General features: G+C 64.1%; 11 protein-coding genes. 9 read left to right on the top strand and 2 right to left on the bottom strand.

Features of this window, described 5'->3' with window-relative positions:
- Positions 1-37 precede the first annotated feature (37 nt).
- The 6 genes from atpA to LDZ26_RS12865 all read left to right on the top strand — a co-directional run bounded on the left by atpA (position 38) and on the right by LDZ26_RS12865 (position 8,013).
- Positions 38-1,579, top strand: a complete 1,542-nt coding sequence (gene atpA, locus LDZ26_RS12890; RefSeq protein ID WP_159837343.1) for a F0F1 ATP synthase subunit alpha — start codon at positions 38-40, stop codon at positions 1,577-1,579.
- 69 nt (positions 1,580-1,648) lie between these two features.
- A complete protein-coding gene (gene atpG / locus LDZ26_RS12885; protein ID WP_244847527.1) occupies positions 1,649-2,533 on the top strand; it encodes a F0F1 ATP synthase subunit gamma in 885 nt (294 codons plus the stop codon).
- Positions 2,534-2,577: 44 nt separating this feature from the next.
- A complete protein-coding gene (gene atpD / locus LDZ26_RS12880) occupies positions 2,578-3,972 on the top strand; it encodes a F0F1 ATP synthase subunit beta (protein ID WP_244847526.1) in 1,395 nt (464 codons plus the stop codon).
- A 75-nt stretch (positions 3,973-4,047) separates the two neighbouring features.
- Positions 4,048-4,473 carry a F0F1 ATP synthase subunit epsilon gene (locus tag LDZ26_RS12875; RefSeq protein WP_175938650.1) on the top strand — a complete coding sequence of 142 codons (426 nt, stop codon included), beginning with the start codon at positions 4,048-4,050 and terminating at the stop codon, positions 4,471-4,473.
- Positions 4,474-4,713: 240 nt separating this feature from the next.
- Entirely contained in the window at positions 4,714-6,444 is a 1,731-nt protein-coding gene (locus LDZ26_RS12870; protein WP_244847525.1) for an AMP-binding protein, read from the top strand.
- A gap of 621 nt (positions 6,445-7,065) precedes the next feature.
- Entirely contained in the window at positions 7,066-8,013 is a 948-nt protein-coding gene (locus LDZ26_RS12865) for an alpha/beta hydrolase (protein ID WP_244847524.1), read from the top strand.
- 4 nt (positions 8,014-8,017) lie between these two features.
- On the opposite strand, the gene LDZ26_RS12860 is transcribed toward LDZ26_RS12865, so the two are convergent.
- Positions 8,018-8,839 (bottom strand): transporter substrate-binding domain-containing protein, encoded by an 822-nt coding sequence (locus LDZ26_RS12860; RefSeq protein WP_244847523.1) that lies wholly within the window; start codon positions 8,837-8,839, stop codon positions 8,018-8,020.
- Between the two features lie 189 nt (positions 8,840-9,028).
- On the opposite strand from LDZ26_RS12860, the gene hemE reads away from it, so the two are divergent.
- Positions 9,029-10,126: a uroporphyrinogen decarboxylase gene (gene hemE / locus LDZ26_RS12855; RefSeq protein ID WP_244847522.1), complete on the top strand. Its 1,098-nt coding sequence runs from the start codon at positions 9,029-9,031 to the stop codon at positions 10,124-10,126.
- Positions 10,127-10,572: 446 nt separating this feature from the next.
- A complete protein-coding gene (locus LDZ26_RS12850; RefSeq protein ID WP_244847521.1) occupies positions 10,573-12,816 on the top strand; it encodes a primosomal protein N' in 2,244 nt (747 codons plus the stop codon).
- Positions 12,817-12,840: 24 nt separating this feature from the next.
- On the opposite strand, the gene LDZ26_RS12845 is transcribed toward LDZ26_RS12850, so the two are convergent.
- On the bottom strand, positions 12,841-13,002 hold the full coding sequence (locus LDZ26_RS12845) for a hypothetical protein (protein WP_175938639.1): 162 nt from the start codon (positions 13,000-13,002) through the stop codon (positions 12,841-12,843).
- A 296-nt stretch (positions 13,003-13,298) separates the two neighbouring features.
- Here LDZ26_RS12845 and putA point away from each other — a divergent pair, with 296 nt between their 5' ends.
- Entirely contained in the window at positions 13,299-17,228 is a 3,930-nt protein-coding gene (gene putA, locus LDZ26_RS12840) for a trifunctional transcriptional regulator/proline dehydrogenase/L-glutamate gamma-semialdehyde dehydrogenase (protein ID WP_244847520.1), read from the top strand.
- The last annotated feature ends 77 nt before the right edge of the window (positions 17,229-17,305 follow it).

The raw sequence follows: 17,305 nt of genomic DNA, 5'->3' as shown, positions 1-17,305 counted from the left end.
GCTGGCACGCAACAGAATTGACTATCAGGAGCGAATAATGCAACTCAATCCCTCTGAGATCAGCGAGCTGATCAAGAGCCGGATCCAGGGCCTTGAAGCGAGCGCGGACGTTCGCAACCAGGGCACCGTGATCTCCGTGACCGACGGTATCGTGCGTATCCACGGCCTTTCGGACGTGATGCAGGGCGAAATGCTCGAGTTTCCGGGCAACACCATCGGTCTTGCACTGAACCTCGAACGTGACTCTGTCGGCGCCGTTATTCTCGGTGAGTACGAGCACATCACGGAAGGCGACATCGTCAAGACGACGGGCCGCATTCTGGAAGTGCCGGTCGGCCCGGAACTGATCGGCCGCGTGGTCGATGCGCTCGGCAACCCGATCGACGGCAAGGGCCCGATCAACGCCAAGATGACCGACGCTATCGAAAAGATCGCGCCGGGCGTGATCTGGCGTAAGTCGGTGTCGCAGCCGGTGCAGACGGGTCTGAAGTCGATCGACGCGATGGTGCCGATCGGCCGCGGCCAGCGCGAGCTGATCATCGGTGACCGTCAGTGCGGCAAGAGCGCCGTGGCTGTCGACGCGATCATCAACCAGAAGGGCAAGAACCTCATCTGTATCTACGTCGCGATCGGCCAGAAGGCTTCGTCGATCATGAACGTGGTGCGCAAGCTCGAAGAAACCGGCGCAATGGCTTACACCATCGTCGTCGCGGCTTCGGCTTCGGAATCGGCAGCGATGCAGTACCTCGCGCCGTACGCCGGCTGCACGATGGGCGAATACTTCCGCGATCGCGGCGAAGACGCGCTGATCGTGTATGACGACTTGACCAAGCAAGCATGGGCGTATCGCCAGATCTCGCTGCTGCTGCGTCGTCCGCCGGGCCGCGAAGCGTATCCGGGTGACGTGTTCTATCTGCACTCGCGTCTGCTCGAGCGCGCGGCTCGCGTCTCGGAAGAGTACGTCGAGAAGTTCACCAACGGCGAAGTGAAGGGCAAGAGCGGTTCGCTGACGGCGCTGCCGGTCATCGAAACGCAAGCCGGCGACGTGACCGCGTTCGTCCCGACGAACGTGATTTCGATTACCGACGGCCAGATCTTCCTGGAAACCGACCTGTTCAACGCCGGTATCCGCCCTGCGATCAACGCGGGCGTGTCGGTGTCGCGCGTCGGTGGCGCAGCTCAGACGAAGGTCGTGAAGAAGCTGTCGGGCGGTATCCGTACCGACCTCGCGCAGTATCGTGAACTGGCGGCGTTCGCGCAGTTCGCGTCGGACCTCGACGAAGCGACCCGCAAGCAGCTGGAGCGCGGCCGCCGCGTGACGGAACTGCTGAAGCAGCCGCAGTATCAGCCGCTGCAAGTGTGGGAACTGTCGGTGGCGCTGTTCGCGGCCAACAACGGCTATCTCGACGATCTGGAAGTTGCGCAAGTGCTGCCGTTCGAAAAGGGCCTGCGCGAATACCTGAAGACGAGCCATGCCGATCTGATTAAGCGCATCGAAGACAATAAAGACTTGTCGAAGGACGACGAAGGCGCGCTGCATGCCGCGCTGAAGGACTTCAAGAAGTCGGGCGCTTATTGATCGGGACTGAGGAGCAACGCGCGGCGCATCGTCGATGACCGCCGCGCGGCTTCGATCAAGGAGTAAGCAATGGCTGGAATGAAGGAAATTCGCGGCAAGATCAAGAGCGTGCAGAACACGCGCAAGATCACGAAAGCGATGGAAATGGTCGCCGCATCCAAGATGCGCCGCGCCCAGGAGCGCATGCGTTCCGCCCGCCCGTACGCCGACCGAGTCCGCGCAATCGCAGCGCACATGAGCGCCGCGAATCCCGAGTATCGTCACCCGTTCATGGTGAAGAACGACGGCGCGAAAGCGGCTGGCCTGATCCTCGTCACGACCGACAAGGGCCTGTGCGGCGGCATGAACACGAACATCCTGCGTGCGTCGCTGAACCGCATCAAGGAACTGGATCAGAGCGGCGTGTCCATCGAGGCGTCGGCCATCGGCGGCAAGGGACTCGGCTTTCTGAACCGGCTGCGCGCCCGTGTCGTGTCGCAAGTCACGCAATTGGGCGACACGCCGCATCTGGAAAAGCTGATCGGCGCGATCAAGGTGCAGCTCGACTTGTACTCGGAAGGCAAGGTCAACGCGGTGTACCTGGCGTACACGCGCTTCGTCAACACGATGAAGCAGGAGCCGGTGATCGAGCAACTTCTGCCGCTGTCGATCGACGATCTCCATAAACAGGGGAGCGAAGGCGAAACGCCGAAGACGTCGTGGGATTACATCTACGAGCCGGACGCGCAAACCGTGGTGGACGACCTGCTCGTGCGTTACGTCGAGGCGCTCGTCTATCAGGCGGTCGCGGAGAACATGGCGTCGGAGCAGTCAGCGCGCATGGTCGCGATGAAGGCGGCGTCGGACAACGCGAAACAAGTGATCAACGAACTGCAGCTCGTCTACAACAAGAGCCGTCAGGCAGCGATTACGAAAGAATTGTCGGAAATCGTCGGCGGCGCCGCGGCGGTCTGAGTTTGCTGACCGCGTGAAAGAACACAGTATCTAAAGGAAATGCGATGAGTACTACTGCTTTGGTAGAAGGCAAGATCGTACAGTGCATCGGCGCCGTTATCGACGTGGAATTTCCGCGTGCGGAAATGCCGAAGATTTACGACGCGCTCATTCTGGAAGGCACGGAACTGACGCTCGAAGTCCAGCAGCAGCTGGGCGACGGCGTGGTCCGCACCATCTGTCTGGGTGCATCCGACGGCCTGCGCCGCGGCACGATGGTCAAGAACACCGGCAAGCCGATCAGCGTGCCGGTCGGCAAGCCGACGCTCGGCCGGATCATGGACGTGCTGGGCCGTCCGATCGACGAAGCGGGCCCGATCGAATCGACGAACCTGCGTTCGATTCACCAGCAAGCGCCTTCGTTCGACGAACTGTCGCCGTCGACCGAGCTGCTGGAAACCGGCATCAAGGTTATCGACCTGATCTGCCCGTTCGCGAAGGGCGGCAAGGTGGGTCTGTTCGGCGGTGCAGGCGTGGGCAAGACCGTGAACATGATGGAACTCATCAACAACATCGCGAAGGAACACGGCGGTTATTCCGTGTTCGCAGGCGTGGGTGAGCGTACCCGTGAAGGGAACGACTTCTATCACGAAATGAAGGACTCGAACGTTCTGGACAAGGTCGCGCTGGTGTACGGCCAGATGAACGAGCCGCCGGGCAACCGTCTGCGCGTCGCGCTGACCGGCCTGACGATGGCCGAGCACTTCCGTGACGAAGGCCTGGACGTGCTGTTCTTCGTGGACAACATCTACCGTTTCACGCTGGCAGGCACGGAAGTGTCGGCACTGCTCGGCCGTATGCCGTCTGCAGTGGGCTATCAGCCGACGCTGGCTGAAGAAATGGGCAAGCTGCAAGAGCGCATCACGTCGACCAAGACCGGCTCCATCACGTCGGTTCAGGCCGTGTACGTCCCTGCGGACGACTTGACCGACCCGTCGCCGGCCACGACCTTCGGCCACCTGGATGCAACCGTCGTGTTGTCGCGTGACATCGCTTCGCTCGGTATCTATCCGGCAGTGGACCCGCTCGATTCGACCTCGCGTCAGATCGACCCGAACGTGATCGGCGAAGAGCACTACTCGATCACGCGCGGCGTGCAGCAAACGCTGCAGCGCTACAAGGAATTGCGCGACATCATCGCGATTCTGGGCATGGACGAACTGTCGCCGGAAGACAAGCTGTCGGTCGCGCGCGCGCGCAAGATCCAGCGTTTCCTGTCGCAGCCGTTCCACGTCGCTGAAGTGTTCACGGGTTCGCCGGGCAAGTACGTGCCGCTGAAGGAAACCATTCGTGGCTTCAAGATGATCGTCGATGGCGAGTGCGATCATCTGCCGGAACAGGCGTTCTACATGGTTGGCACGATCGACGAAGCCTTCGAAAAGGCCAAGAAGATCCAGTAAAGGTCGGGTGTATCGAAGCGGACGCCGGCTTGTGCCGGCGTCCTCGAACTACGCTCAACCCAGGAGTTGGACAACATGGCAACCATCAAAGTAGACGTCGTCAGCGCGGAAGAGCAGATCTTCTCGGGCCAGGCGAAGTTCGTCGCGCTGCCGGGCGAGTCAGGTGAGCTCGGCATTCTGCCGGGTCACACGCCGCTCATCACGCGCATTCGTCCGGGCGCAGTGCGCATCGAGGCGGAAGACGGCTCGGAAGAGTTCGTGTTCGTCGCGGGCGGAATTCTGGAGATTCAGCCGGGCATCGTGACCGTGCTGGCCGACACCGCAATTCGCGGTGCCGATCTGGACGAAGCCAAGGCCGAGCAAGCGAAGAAGCGCGCCGAGGAAGCGATGCAGAACAACGCATCCGAACTCGAGTACGCTACGGCGCAAGCCGAACTGGCGTATGCAGCGGCGCAGCTCGCAGCGATCCAGCGTTTGCGCAAGGCGCACGCGAAGCACTGAGCAAAGACGCACATTCGCGTGTCAGGAAAGCAGCCTCCGGGCTGCTTTTTTTATGCGTGCAAGCCTCGGCAAATGTGCATATCGGATGCGCGACGCTTCCGGTATGCACGTAATGCTTTGATTCCCCGAAGCCTCGACCGATCTGACCGACAAGCATTGCGGGTAACACTGAATGCCCGCTGGCCGCGTCGCCATGCACAATGGCCTTCCAATTAGCCTTCATCCGGGCGGAGTCCATCGATGGCACACGAACCGACGCACGCCGGCGCGCAGATCGAACCGCGCGACGGCCTCTCTTATGTCCGCGGCGCGACCGATATCCCTCTCAGCGATGCCACCGTCTCGCGCTTCCTTCTGGAAACGGTTGCGCGCTTTCCGGACCGACCGGCCGTCGTGTTCCGAGAGCAGAACGTCCGCTGGACGTGGCGCGAGTTCGCCCATGAGGTCGACGCGCTCGCGACCGCGCTGCTGCAACTCGGCCTCAAGGCGGGCGATCGCGTCGGCATCTGGTCGCCGAATCGCGCCGAGTGGCTGCTGACGCAGTTCGCCACCGCGCGCATCGGTGCTGTCTTGGTGAACATCAATCCGGCGTATCGGCTCGCCGAGTTGGAATACGCGCTGCACAAGGTCGGCTGCACGGCGATCATCGCGGCCGAGCAGTTCAAGACATCGAAGTATCTGGATATGCTTCAGGCGCTCGCGCCCGAGTTGTCCGACGCCGAGCCGAACGACCTGCACGCGGCCAAGCTCCCTGCGCTGCGCACGGTGATCCGCATGGGCGACGGCACGACGCCCGGCATGCTGAATTTCGACGACGTGATGCGCCGGGGCCGCGCCGCGCTCGACACTGCGCGACTCGACGCGCTCGAAGCGAAGCTCGACGCGCACGACGCGATCAACATCCAGTTCACCAGCGGTACGACCGGCAATCCGAAGGGCGCGACGCTCACGCATCGGAACATTGTCAACAACGCGCGATATATCGCGATGGCCATGCGCCTGACCGAGGCCGATTCGCTCTGCATTCCCGTGCCGCTGTATCACTGCTTCGGCATGGTGCTGGCGGTGCTCGCGTGCGTATCGACGGGCGCGGCGATGGTCTTTCCCGGCGAAGCATTCGATCCCGCCGCGACGCTCGCCGCCGTTAGCGAAGAGGGCTGCACCGCGCTGCACGGCGTGCCGACGATGTTCATCGCGGAACTGGATCACCCCGATTTCGCGAAATACGACCTCAGCCGCCTGCGCACGGGGATCATGGCGGGCTCGCCGTGCCCCATCGAGACGATGAAGCGCGTCGTGTCGAAGATGCACCTGAACGAGATCACCATCGCGTACGGCATGACGGAGACGAGCCCCGTTTCGTTCCAGAGTTCGACGACGGACCCCCTCGGCAAGCGCACCGCCACTGTCGGCCGCATTCAGCCGCATCTCGAAGTGAAGATCGTCGATGCGCTCGGGCAAATCGTGCCGGTCGGACAGACGGGCGAACTTTGCACGCGCGGTTATTCGGTGATGAAAGGCTATTGGGGCGACGAAGCCAAGACCCGCGAAGCGATCGTCGATGGCTGGATGCACACCGGCGATCTTGCGACGCTCGACGCGGAGGGTTACTGCAATATCGTCGGGCGGTTGAAGGACATGCTGATACGCGGCGGCGAGAACATTTATCCGCGAGAGATCGAAGAATTCCTGTTCCGTCATCCCAAGATCCAGTCGGTTCAGGTTTTCGGCGTGCCCGACGCGAAATACGGCGAGGAAGTCTGCGCATGGATCGTGGTGCGCCCGGGTGAGCAGGCGACTGAGCAGGAGATCCGTGCATTCTGCGAAGGGCAGATCGCGCACTACAAGATTCCGCGCTATATCCGCTTTGTCGACGAGTTGCCGATGACCGTCACCGGCAAAGTGCAGAAGTTCGTGATGCGCGCTCAGATGATCGACGAACTGAAGCTGGCCGAAGCGAAGACCGCCTGAGCACGCCTCCGCGCCGTCGCGGAAAGACAAAGGGAGCGCAGCGCGCTCCCTTCTGTCATGGGCAAACGATACGAAAAACGCCTGCGTCGACGCGCGCAAACGTTTGTCGAGGCGAAAAAAAAGCGGGCCTGGAGCCCGCTAAAAACCACACGCTACGGGGTTAGCGCGAGGAGACCAACTGTGGGAGCTTCGGTTATGCCTTTAAACCGAAGAACGATCCCAACACGGATGCCCCCTATTCGGAGCGCCGGGACATGCCGGCTTGCGATTTGCGTCGCGATTTCCGCAGCGCAATCGAGACCACCCGTGTTGAAACCGTTTGAACAGATTGTGGGCGAATTGATTGACGATGGCCGTAACAAAGTGTTTCAGGTTGTAACCCAAAACTCATTATCATCAAGCTCAACATTGTCGCTCGAAACCGCCTACTCCTGCCCAATTATTGCGCCTTAATCCGGCCATTTATTCATTCGCCGCAATGCCAGTGCAAAATGCAGTTTAAACGGCGGCGGCCGTATTGGCTATTCGTCAGAAAAATAGCACGGGCGGACGCATGAAAACGATTTTTTGGTGTGTTTTCAATGCGCCGTGACTACGCAAATCGCTAATTGGAGACATGCATTGACCATCGATTCGGACCTTCTTCACTATTACGGCCGCGTCGCGGAAGCGTTCCCGCCGCTCGGACCCGATGCGGATGCGTCCGCTGTGCGCCAGCGGTTCAAGGCGGTCGCCCAGGCGTACTCGGGCGCGCGCGACGACGCCATCGCCGTCGAGGACATTGACGTTTCTTTACAAAGCCGCACGCTTGCCGCGCGCATCTATCGGCCGAAGGCGGCAAGCGGACCGCTGCCCTTGCTTGTCTACTTTCACGGCGGCGGCTGGGTGGTGGGTGACATCGAGACGCACGACGGCCTCGTCGCGCGGCTCGCGCTCGATGCGCAGTGTGCCGTCGCGAGCGTCGATTACCGGCTCGCGCCGGAGCATCCGTTCCCGGCTCCGTGCGATGACGCATTGGACGCGCTTCTGTGGCTGGCGGAACATCGCTCGCGGCTTGGTTTCGCGATGGACAGGCTGGGCGTCGGCGGCGACAGCGCCGGCGCGCATCTGGCGGTCGTCGCGGCGCGCGGCGCGAATCAGCGCGTAGCGGGCCTCGTCAACATGCAACTGCTGCTGTATCCGGTGATGCGCCGCCAGTTCGACAGCCCGAGTTGTCTCGCCAATGCCAATGGGCCGGGCCTCACCAACGACGAAATGCGCTGGTACTGGACGCAGTTTCTGTCCGGCGCCGCGCCCGACGAGCACGACGTTCGCGCGTTCCCGCTCGCGGAGCCGTACGAGCGGACGCCCGCGCGCGCGTTGATTGTCGCGGCCGCCTATGATCCGCTCTACGACGACGCCTACGAACTTCAGCGTTTCCTCGAAGCGAACGGCGGACGCGTCGAACTCATCGACGCGGCGAACATGACGCATGGCTTCGGCCGCCTGCATGCGCAGTCCGGCGCGGCGCTCGACTGGTTGCGGCGAACCGGCGAGCGCGCCGGCGTACTGCTGCGCGCGGAACGCTGACGCGTTACTTCAACCACTTGTCGACGACAGTCTGAAATTCGCCGGTCGAACGCGCGAGGTGCAACCACTGATCGACATACTGCTGCCACGCGACGTCCCCGCGCGGCAGCAGATACGCCTTCTCGCCGAACTGGAACGGCTTGTCCGGATGCACCGAGCACAGACCGGGATTCAGCTTCTGCTGAAGCAGAGTCTCGGAGGCGTCGGTGACCATGACATCGGCGCGGCCGTCGAGTATCTGCTTGAAGATCGTCACGTTGTCCGGATACTCGATCAGCTGCGAGTGCGAGAAGTATTGCTTCGCGAACCGTTCGTTGGTGCCGCCCGGATTGACGATCGTGCGCACGTTCGGCTGGTCGATCTGCGCGACGGTCTGATACTTGTCGACGTCGCCGCAACGCACGATCGGCGTCTTGCCGTCTTCCATGTACGGCGCGGTGAAGAATGCGCGCTTTTGCCGCTCGAGCGTCGTCGACACGCCGCCGACCGCCATATCGCACTTCGCGACGAAGTCGTTCATCAGATCCGACCACGACGTTTTGACGTAATCGGCTTTCGCGCCGAGCGACTTCGCGAGGCTGTCCGCGAGATCGATGTCGATGCCTTCGAACTGACCGTCCGCCCGCAAGAACGAATACGGTTTGTAGTCGCCGGTCGTGCAGACGCGCAGCGTGTGGCGCGCGAGCACTTCGTCGAGCCGCGAGGCGTACGCGGGCGCGGCCTGCACGACGCTGCCGCCCTGAACGGTCTGAGCGTGCGCGACGTTCGATGCGAGAAGCGGCCAAGTCAGCGCGCAGGCGGCGAGACGGAAGGACATGCGTTTCATCGATGCTCCTGGTTCTAGTTGTGATGGGCCGCGACGACGCCGGCGGCCATCGATGATAACGACCGTCCGCGCGTCTGCAAATCATCTCGAAAACGCCGCGACGCGCGCCGATTTGCCGCCGCGCTGCCGCGAAAACGGGCAGCCGGTCCGGTAGAATGGGCGATTCTTCAGGCTTCGGCACCGAGCGACGTGGCACACACACTTCTCAACGACACCTTCTTGCGTGCGCTGCTGCGCCAGCCGACCGAATACACGCCGATCTGGCTGATGCGTCAAGCCGGCCGTTATCTGCCCGAATACAATGCCACGCGCTCGCGCGCCGGCAGCTTCCTCGGCCTCGCGAAGAATCCGGATTTCGCCACCGAGGTCACGCTGCAACCGCTCGAACGCTATCCGCTCGACGCCGCGATTCTTTTCTCCGACATCCTCACTGTGCCGGACGCGATGGGCCTTGGCCTGAACTTCGTGCAAGGCGAAGGTCCGCGTTTCGAACGCACGGTGCGCACGGAAGAGGATGTGAAGCGTCTCTCGGTGCCGGACATCGGCGCGACGCTGCGCTATGTGACCGACGCCGTGAGCCAGATCCGCCGCGCGCTCACCGACGCGCAAGGTCGCCAGAAGGTGCCGCTCATCGGTTTTTCCGGCAGCCCGTGGACGCTCGCGTGCTACATGGTCGAAGGCGGCGGCTCGGACGATCACCGGACCGTGAAGGCCATGGCCTATGCGCGGCCCGACCTCATGCACCGCATTCTCGACATCAATGCGCAAGCCGTGACCGCGTATCTGAACGCGCAGATCGAGGCGGGCGCGCAGGCCGTCATGGTCTTCGACACGTGGGGCGGGGCGCTTGCCGACGGCGCGTATCAACGCTTTTCGCTCGACTACATTTCGAAGGTCGTCTCGGGTCTGAAGCGCGAACACGACGGGGCGCGCGTGCCGGTCATCACCTTCACGAAGGGCGGCGGGCTGTGGCTCGACGAGATCGCCGCCACGGGCGTGGATGCGGTCGGCCTCGACTGGACGGTGAACCTGGGCGCGGCACGTGAGCGCGTCGGCGATCGCGTCGCGCTACAAGGCAATATCGATCCCGCCGTGCTCTTCGCGCCGCCCGAAGCGATTCGCGCCGAAGCGCGCGGCGTCCTGGACAGCTTCGGGAATTTTCCAGGCCACGTATTCAATCTGGGACACGGCATTTCGCAGTTCACGCCGCCGGAGCACGTCGCGGAACTGGTCGACGAGGTGCATGAGTACAGTCGCGCCATGCGCGCGCAGGGCGCCTCGCGATAATCAGCGATGCTGCGGCGCAGCGGGCGTCGATGCTCGTCCATGGCGGGCGCGTACGTCGCTTTCGGGACTGCCCGCAGTTGGCGGTCTCTCGCGATGTCAAGGTGGACTTATGCACATTTTGTTCGTTGCATCGCGCCATCAGACGTATCGCCGCAGATAGCCCATAAAAGCCGGCTATTCTTGCTGTAAGTCGCTGATTCCAAACAACTTATAAGAGTCTTGTCCGATATGTGGGCAAACGCACGCAAGCGATCCGCGACATTCTTTGCGGCGGACCGCGCGGAACTTCTCAACAAAGTTATCCACAGGGCTGTGGAAAGCGGCGGAAAACCAAAAAAAACCGGACACTTCCCGGCGACGTTGACGTTTCACATTAACTTCGCCCGCGCGAGGCTTGCACCGCCGTCTCGCGCCCGCAGTGCCGGGCCTTGCGGACGCTTCACGCGATGACGGACGTTTTCGTGCGCGTTGCCGTCGATCAGCCCATGCCCGTGCTGTTCGACTACCGCTATGCGCTGGGCGGCGAACCGTCCGTCGGCGCACTCGTCGAGGTGCCGTTCGGACGGCGCGACGTCGTCGGGCTGATCTGCGAGATCACGTCCGCGACCGAGGTGCCGCCGAATAAGTTGCGCGACGTGACACGCATCTGCCGCGAATGCCCGCTGCTTTCCGCGCAGTGGATCGCGCTCGCGCAATTCGCGGCGGAATACTACCAGCGCGGGCTCGGCGAAGTGGCGCTGCCGGCGCTTCCGCAAGCCTTGCGCGACGCGTCGCGGTGGGATCGGCTGCTCTCGGTCGAGGAGCGTTTTCGGCTGCTGCCCGCTGGTCGCGATGCGCTCCCGGACGCGCTGCCCGTTCGCGCCCACGCGCTGCGCCGTCTGGCTGCGGCGCTCGCCGAACATGAGTTGGTGACCGTATCCGACGCGCGCGCGCTGCAACCGAAGGCGTCCGCCACTTTCGACGACTGGCTCGCGCGCGGCTGGATCGAACAGGCCGCGCCAAGCGAACCGACGCGGCCCGACTCGCCGTCATCGCCGACCGGCGCGGCGTCGCTTCCGCATCTCACCGACGAACAACGCGAAGCCGTCGATGCCATCGCGGGCGCTAAGGGGTTCGCGCCGTTCCTACTCCACGGCGTCACGGGCAGCGGCAAGACCGAGGTCTATCTCCACGCGCTTGCCGCGTTGCTCGCGGCTCGGCCCGACGCGCAGGCGCTCGTTCTCGTACCGGAAATCAACCTCACGCCGCAGTTCGAAGCGGCCTTTCGCCAGCGATTTGCCGCGCTCCCGCCGGATTCCATCGTCACCATGCACAGCGGCCTGGCCGAGGGCGAGCGCGCGCGCAACTGGCTTGCGGCCCACACCGGCAGCGCGCGCATCGTGCTCGGCACGCGGCTCGCCATTCTCGCGTCGATGCCGAGCCTCGCGATGATCGTCGTCGACGAGGAACACGATCCGGCCTACAAGCAGCAGGAAGGCTTGCGCTACTCGGCGCGCGATTTGGCGGTCTACCGCGCGAAGCAACTGGAAATTCCGGTGGTGCTCGGGTCGGCGACGCCCTCGCTCGAAACGTGGTGGCAGGCCGAGCAGGGCCGCTACACGCGACTCACGTTGACGCGCCGCGCCGTGACCGACGCCGCGCTGCCGACCGTGCGGCTCATCGATCTGGAAGAAGAACACAGGCGCGGCCGGGCGTCGGTGGAAGGGCTGTCGGGGCTTCTCATCGCGGCGCTGAAGTCGCGGCTGGAGCGCGGCGAGCAAAGCCTCGTCTTTCTGAACCGACGCGGCTACGCGCCGATTCTCTCGTGCGACGCCTGCGGCTGGGTCGCGGGCTGCCCGCGTTGCAGCGCCTACGCGGTGCTGCATAAGCCGGAGCGTGCGCTGCGCTGCCACCACTGCGGCTGGGAGTCGCGCATTCCGAAGTCGTGCCCGGATTGCGGCAACATCGATATCGCGCCGATGGGCCGTGGCACACAGCGCGTCGAGGAGACGCTCGCGAGCGTGGTGCCGGGCGCGCGGGTGCTGCGCATCGACGCCGACAGCACGCGGCGCAAAGGCAGCGCGCAGGCGCTGTTTTCGGACGTCCACGCGGGCGAGGTCGATATTCTCGTCGGCACGCAGATGATCGCGAAAGGACACGATTTCCGGCGTGTCACGCTCGTCGGCGTGCTGAACGCGGACACGGCGCTCTTCTCGCACGACTTCCGCGCGAGCGAGCGGCTCTTCGCGCAACTGACGCAGGTGAGCGGCCGCGCCGGCCGCGCCGGGCTGCCGGGCGAAGTGCTGATCCAGACGCGCTATCCGCGCCACGCGCTTTATCTTGCGTTGTCGCGACAAGACTACGTCGGATTCGCGAACGCCACGCTTGCCGAGCGACGGGACGCGCGCCTGCCGCCCTTCGTCTATCAGGCGATGCTGCGCGCCGAAGGCCGCACGCTCGAAGCCGCGATCGCGTTTCTCGAAGACGCCGCCGCCGCGTTCGCGCCGTTGCCCGGCGCGGACCGCGTGACCGTCTACGATCCCGTGCCGCTCACCATCGTCAAGGTCTTCAACGTGCACCGCGCGCAACTGCTGCTGGAAAGCGGCTCGCGCGCCGCGCTGCAAACGGCGCTGCGAGCGTGGCAGCCGGTGCTGCGCTCGCTCAAAGGCGTGCTGCGCTGGAACGTGGAAGTCGACCCGCTCGACGTTTAATGGCGGCGGGCCGCCCGCCGCTCGTCAGACTTTCGCGCGCGATGCCTCCGCGCCGCCGCGAACCGGCGTCGCCTCGTCGCGCGTATCGTCGACATGATGCGTACGCGACGACGCCCCGCGCACGAACAGCACCATGCAAAGCGCGAACATCGCCCAAACCCCGACCACCACCATCCACGTGCTCATGTTGTCGTTCCCCGTAGCTGCTTTTGTAGCGCCGGACGGCGCGCATCGCTTTATATCGGCAGCGGGGACGCATTTACTTAGGGGTTGTCCCAAAAAACGTCGGGTTAGGGAAACTACTAGGCGATTTCCGCCACCGGACAAGCATCCGAAAAACAGCCGAGACGCCCGCCTCACAACGGTTTGGCGGCGGTGCAACCGTCTCGAAAATGCCGGTTGCACCTTTTATATCAGCGGGGTACGATTCGCCAACTTTTAGGTCCCTGGCCGGGTAAGCGTGACCGGCAAACGAAGGAAATATGGCGAGCACAACCCTTGGCGTGAAAGTCGACGATTTGCTGCGGTCCCGGCTGAAAGACGCCGCCACGCGGCTGGAACGCACTCCTCATTGGCTGATCAAGCAGGCGATCTTCGCGTATCTGGAGCGGATCGAGCACGGCCAGCTTCCGCCGGAACTCTCGGGCGTGAACGGCACATCGGAAATGAGCGACGCCGCGAGTGTCGAAGGCGACGAAGACGGCGCGCCGCATCCGTTCCTGGACTTCGCGCAGAACGTGCAACCGCAGTCGGTGCTGCGCGCGGCCATCACGGCGGCGTATCGCCGTCCGGAGCCGGAATGCGTGCCGTTTCTGATCGGTCAGGCGCGACTGCCGGCCACCGTTGCCGCCGACACTGAAAAGCTCGCGACGAAGCTCGTCGAAACGCTGCGCGCGAAGAGCAAGGGCGGCGGCGTGGAAGGGCTGATCCACGAATTTTCGCTGTCAAGTCAGGAAGGCGTGGCGCTGATGTGTCTCGCCGAAGCGCTCTTGCGCATTCCCGACCGCGCCACGCGCGACGCGCTCATTCGCGACAAGATCAGCAAGGGCGACTGGCGCTCGCACATGGGCCAGGCGCCGTCGTTGTTCGTCAACGCCGCGACGTGGGGCCTGATGATCACCGGCAAGCTCGTGACGACGAACAGCGAAGCCGGCCTCTCGTCGGCGCTCACGCGCATGATCGGCAAGGGCGGCGAGCCGCTGATCCGCAAGGGCGTCGACATGGCGATGCGTCTGATGGGCGAGCAGTTCGTCACCGGCGAGACCATCTCCGAAGCGCTCGCGAACAGCCGCAAGTTCGAAGCGCGCGGTTTCCGTTATTCCTACGACATGCTCGGCGAAGCCGCGACGACCGAAGAAGACGCGCAGCGTTACTACGCGTCCTACGAGCAGGCCATCCACGCGATCGGCAAGGCGGCCGGCGGGCGCGGCATCTACGAAGGCCCGGGCATCTCGATCAAGCTGTCCGCGCTGCATCCGCGTTACTCGCGCTCGCAGCAGGAGCGCACGATGAGCGAACTGCTGCCGCGCGTGCGCGCGCTGGCGCAACTCGCGCGCCGCTATGACATCGGCCTGAACATCGACGCCGAGGAAGCCGACCGCCTCGAACTCTCGCTCGACCTGCTCGAGGCGCTGTGCTTCGATCCGGAACTGGCGGGCTGGAACGGCATCGGCTTCGTGGTGCAGGCGTACCAGAAGCGTTGCCCGTTCGTGATCGACTATCTGGTCGATCTCGCGCGCCGCAGCCGTCATCGCTTGATGATTCGTCTCGTCAAAGGCGCGTACTGGGATACCGAAATCAAGCGCGCGCAAGTGGACGGCCTCGAAGGCTACCCGGTCTACACGCGCAAGATTTATACGGACATCTCGTATCTCGCGTGCGCGAAGAAGCTGCTCGGCGCGCCGGATGCCGTCTATCCGCAATTCGCGACGCACAACGCGTACACGCTGTCGGCCATCTATCACCTCGCGGGACAGAACTACTATCCCGGCCAGTACGAGTTCCAGTGCCTGCACGGCATGGGCGAGCCGCTGTACGAGGAAGTGACCGGCCGCGACAAGCTGAACCGTCCGTGCCGCGTGTATGCGCCGGTCGGCACGCACGAAACGCTGCTCGCGTATCTGGTGCGGCGTCTTTTGGAGAACGGCGCGAACACGTCGTTCGTGAACCGCATCGCGGACGAATCGGTCCCGGTGAAGGACCTCGTGCGCGATCCGATCGACGAAGCGCAAGCCATCACGCCGCTCGGCGCGCCGCACGCCAAGATTCCGCTGCCGCGTCAGCTGTACGGCAACGAGCGCCTCAATTCGATGGGCCTCGATCTTTCGAACGAGCATCGGCTGGCGTCGCTGTCGTCGGCGCTGCTCGCGAGCGCGAATCATCCGTGGCAGGCCGTGCCGATGCTGGAACGCGACGATCCGCAGAACGGCGTCGCGCGCGAGATTCGCAATCCGGCGGATCATCGCGATGTGGTCGGCACCGTGGTCGAGGCGTCGTCGCAACAGGTGAGCGCGGCGCTTGCGAATGCCGTGGCCGCCGCGCCGATCTGGCAGGCGACGCCCGTCGAAGATCGCGCCGATTGCCTCTCGCGCGCTGCCGACCTGCTCGAAGCGCAGATGCACACGCTGATGGGCCTCGTCGTGCGCGAAGCGGGCAAGTCCTTGCCGAACGCGATCGCCGAAATTCGCGAAGCCGTCGATTTCCTGCGCTATTACGCGTCGCAGATTCGCGCGGAGTTTTCGAACGACACGCATCGCCCGCTCGGGCCGGTGGTGTGCATCAGCCCGTGGAATTTCCCGCTGGCCATCTTCATGGGTCAGGTCGCGGCGGCGCTCGCGGCGGGCAATCCGGTGCTCGCGAAACCCGCCGAGCAGACGCCGCTGATCGCCGCGCAAGCCGTGCGCATTCTGCGCGAAGCCGGCGTGCCGGCGGGCGCGGTGCAATTGCTGCCGGGCGATGGCGAAACCGTCGGCGCGGCGCTCGTCGCGGATGCCCGCACGCGTGCCGTCATGTTCACCGGCTCGACGGAAGTCGCGCGCCTCATCAACAAGACGCTCTCGGAGCGCCTCGATTCCGATGGCCGCCCGATCCCGCTCATCGCGGAAACCGGCGGGCAGAACGCGATGATCGTCGATTCATCCGCGCTCGCGGAACAGGTCGTCGCGGACGTGATGCAGTCTTCGTTCGATTCGGCCGGTCAACGCTGCTCGGCGCTGCGCGTTCTTTGTCTGCAGGACGATGTCGCCGACCGCACGCTCGACATGCTGACCGGCGCGATGCAGCAGCTCGCCGTGGGCAATCCGGATCGCCTGTCGGTGGATGTCGGTCCGGTGATCGACGCGGACGCGAAGCGCAGCATCGACGCGCACATCGCGGCGATGCGCGAGAAGGGCCGCAAGGTCGTGCAGCAGCCGCTGCCCGATGCGTGCGCCCAAGGCACGTTCGTGCCGCCGACGCTGATCGAGCTTGAAAGCATCGACGAGCTGAAGCGCGAAGTGTTCGGGCCGGTGCTGCATGTGGTGCGTTATCGCCGCGCGTCTCTTGATAAACTCCTCGACCAAATTCGCTCGACGGGGTACGGACTCACGCTCGGCATCCATACGCGGATCGACGAAACCATCGCGCATGTCATTCAGCGCGCGCACGTGGGCAACATCTACGTGAACCGCAACGTGATCGGCGCAGTGGTCGGCGTGCAGCCGTTCGGCGGCGAAGGTCTGTCGGGCACGGGTCCGAAGGCGGGCGGTGCACTGTATTTGCAGCGTTTGCTTGCCAAGCGCCCGACCGGCTTGCCGAAGTCGCTCGCGAGCACGCTGGTCGTCGATGAGACGCCGTCCGCCAGCACGCCCGCCGCCGCGCTCACCGCGTTGCGCGACTGGGCCATCGGCGAACGCGATCCGCAGACGGCCGCGCGTTGCGACGGTTATCTGCAACATGTGCTGGCGGGCGCGACGGCGGTGCTGTCGGGTCCGACGGGCGAGCGCAACACGTACACGTTGAGCGCGCGCGGCACCGTGTTCTGCGTGGCATCGACGGCGAGCGGCGCGCGCGCGCAGTTCGCCGCCGTGCTGGCGACCGGCAACAAGGCGCTCTTCGCGGGATCGGCGGGCGAGCAACTGGTCGCATCGCTGCCGCCCGCGCTGAAGGCGCATGCGTCGGTGAGCAAGGATCCGGCAGCCGGCTACGATGCCGTGCTGTTCGAAGGCGACAGTGACGAACTGCTGTCGCTGGTGAAGGAAGTGGCCAAGCGGCCGGGGCCGATCGTATCGGTACAGGGCGTCGCGGCGGGCACGTTCGCCGACGCTGGCCACGACGGCGAAGACTACGCGCTCGAACGTCTGCTGACGGAACGCTCGGTGAGCGTGAACACGGCGGCGGCGGGCGGTAACGCGAATTTGATGACGATCGGTTGAGACTTGCGGCGCCCGGTTCAGACAAATTCAAAACAAACGGCAGCAGGCACGGCGATCCCGGCAATAAGCTGCCATCC

It is taken from the genome of Caballeronia sp. SL2Y3 (assembly GCF_022879575.1).
In the GTDB taxonomy this organism is placed as follows: Bacteria; Pseudomonadota; Gammaproteobacteria; order Burkholderiales; family Burkholderiaceae; genus Caballeronia.
This window is presented reverse-complemented; position numbering and strand designations above follow the sequence as displayed.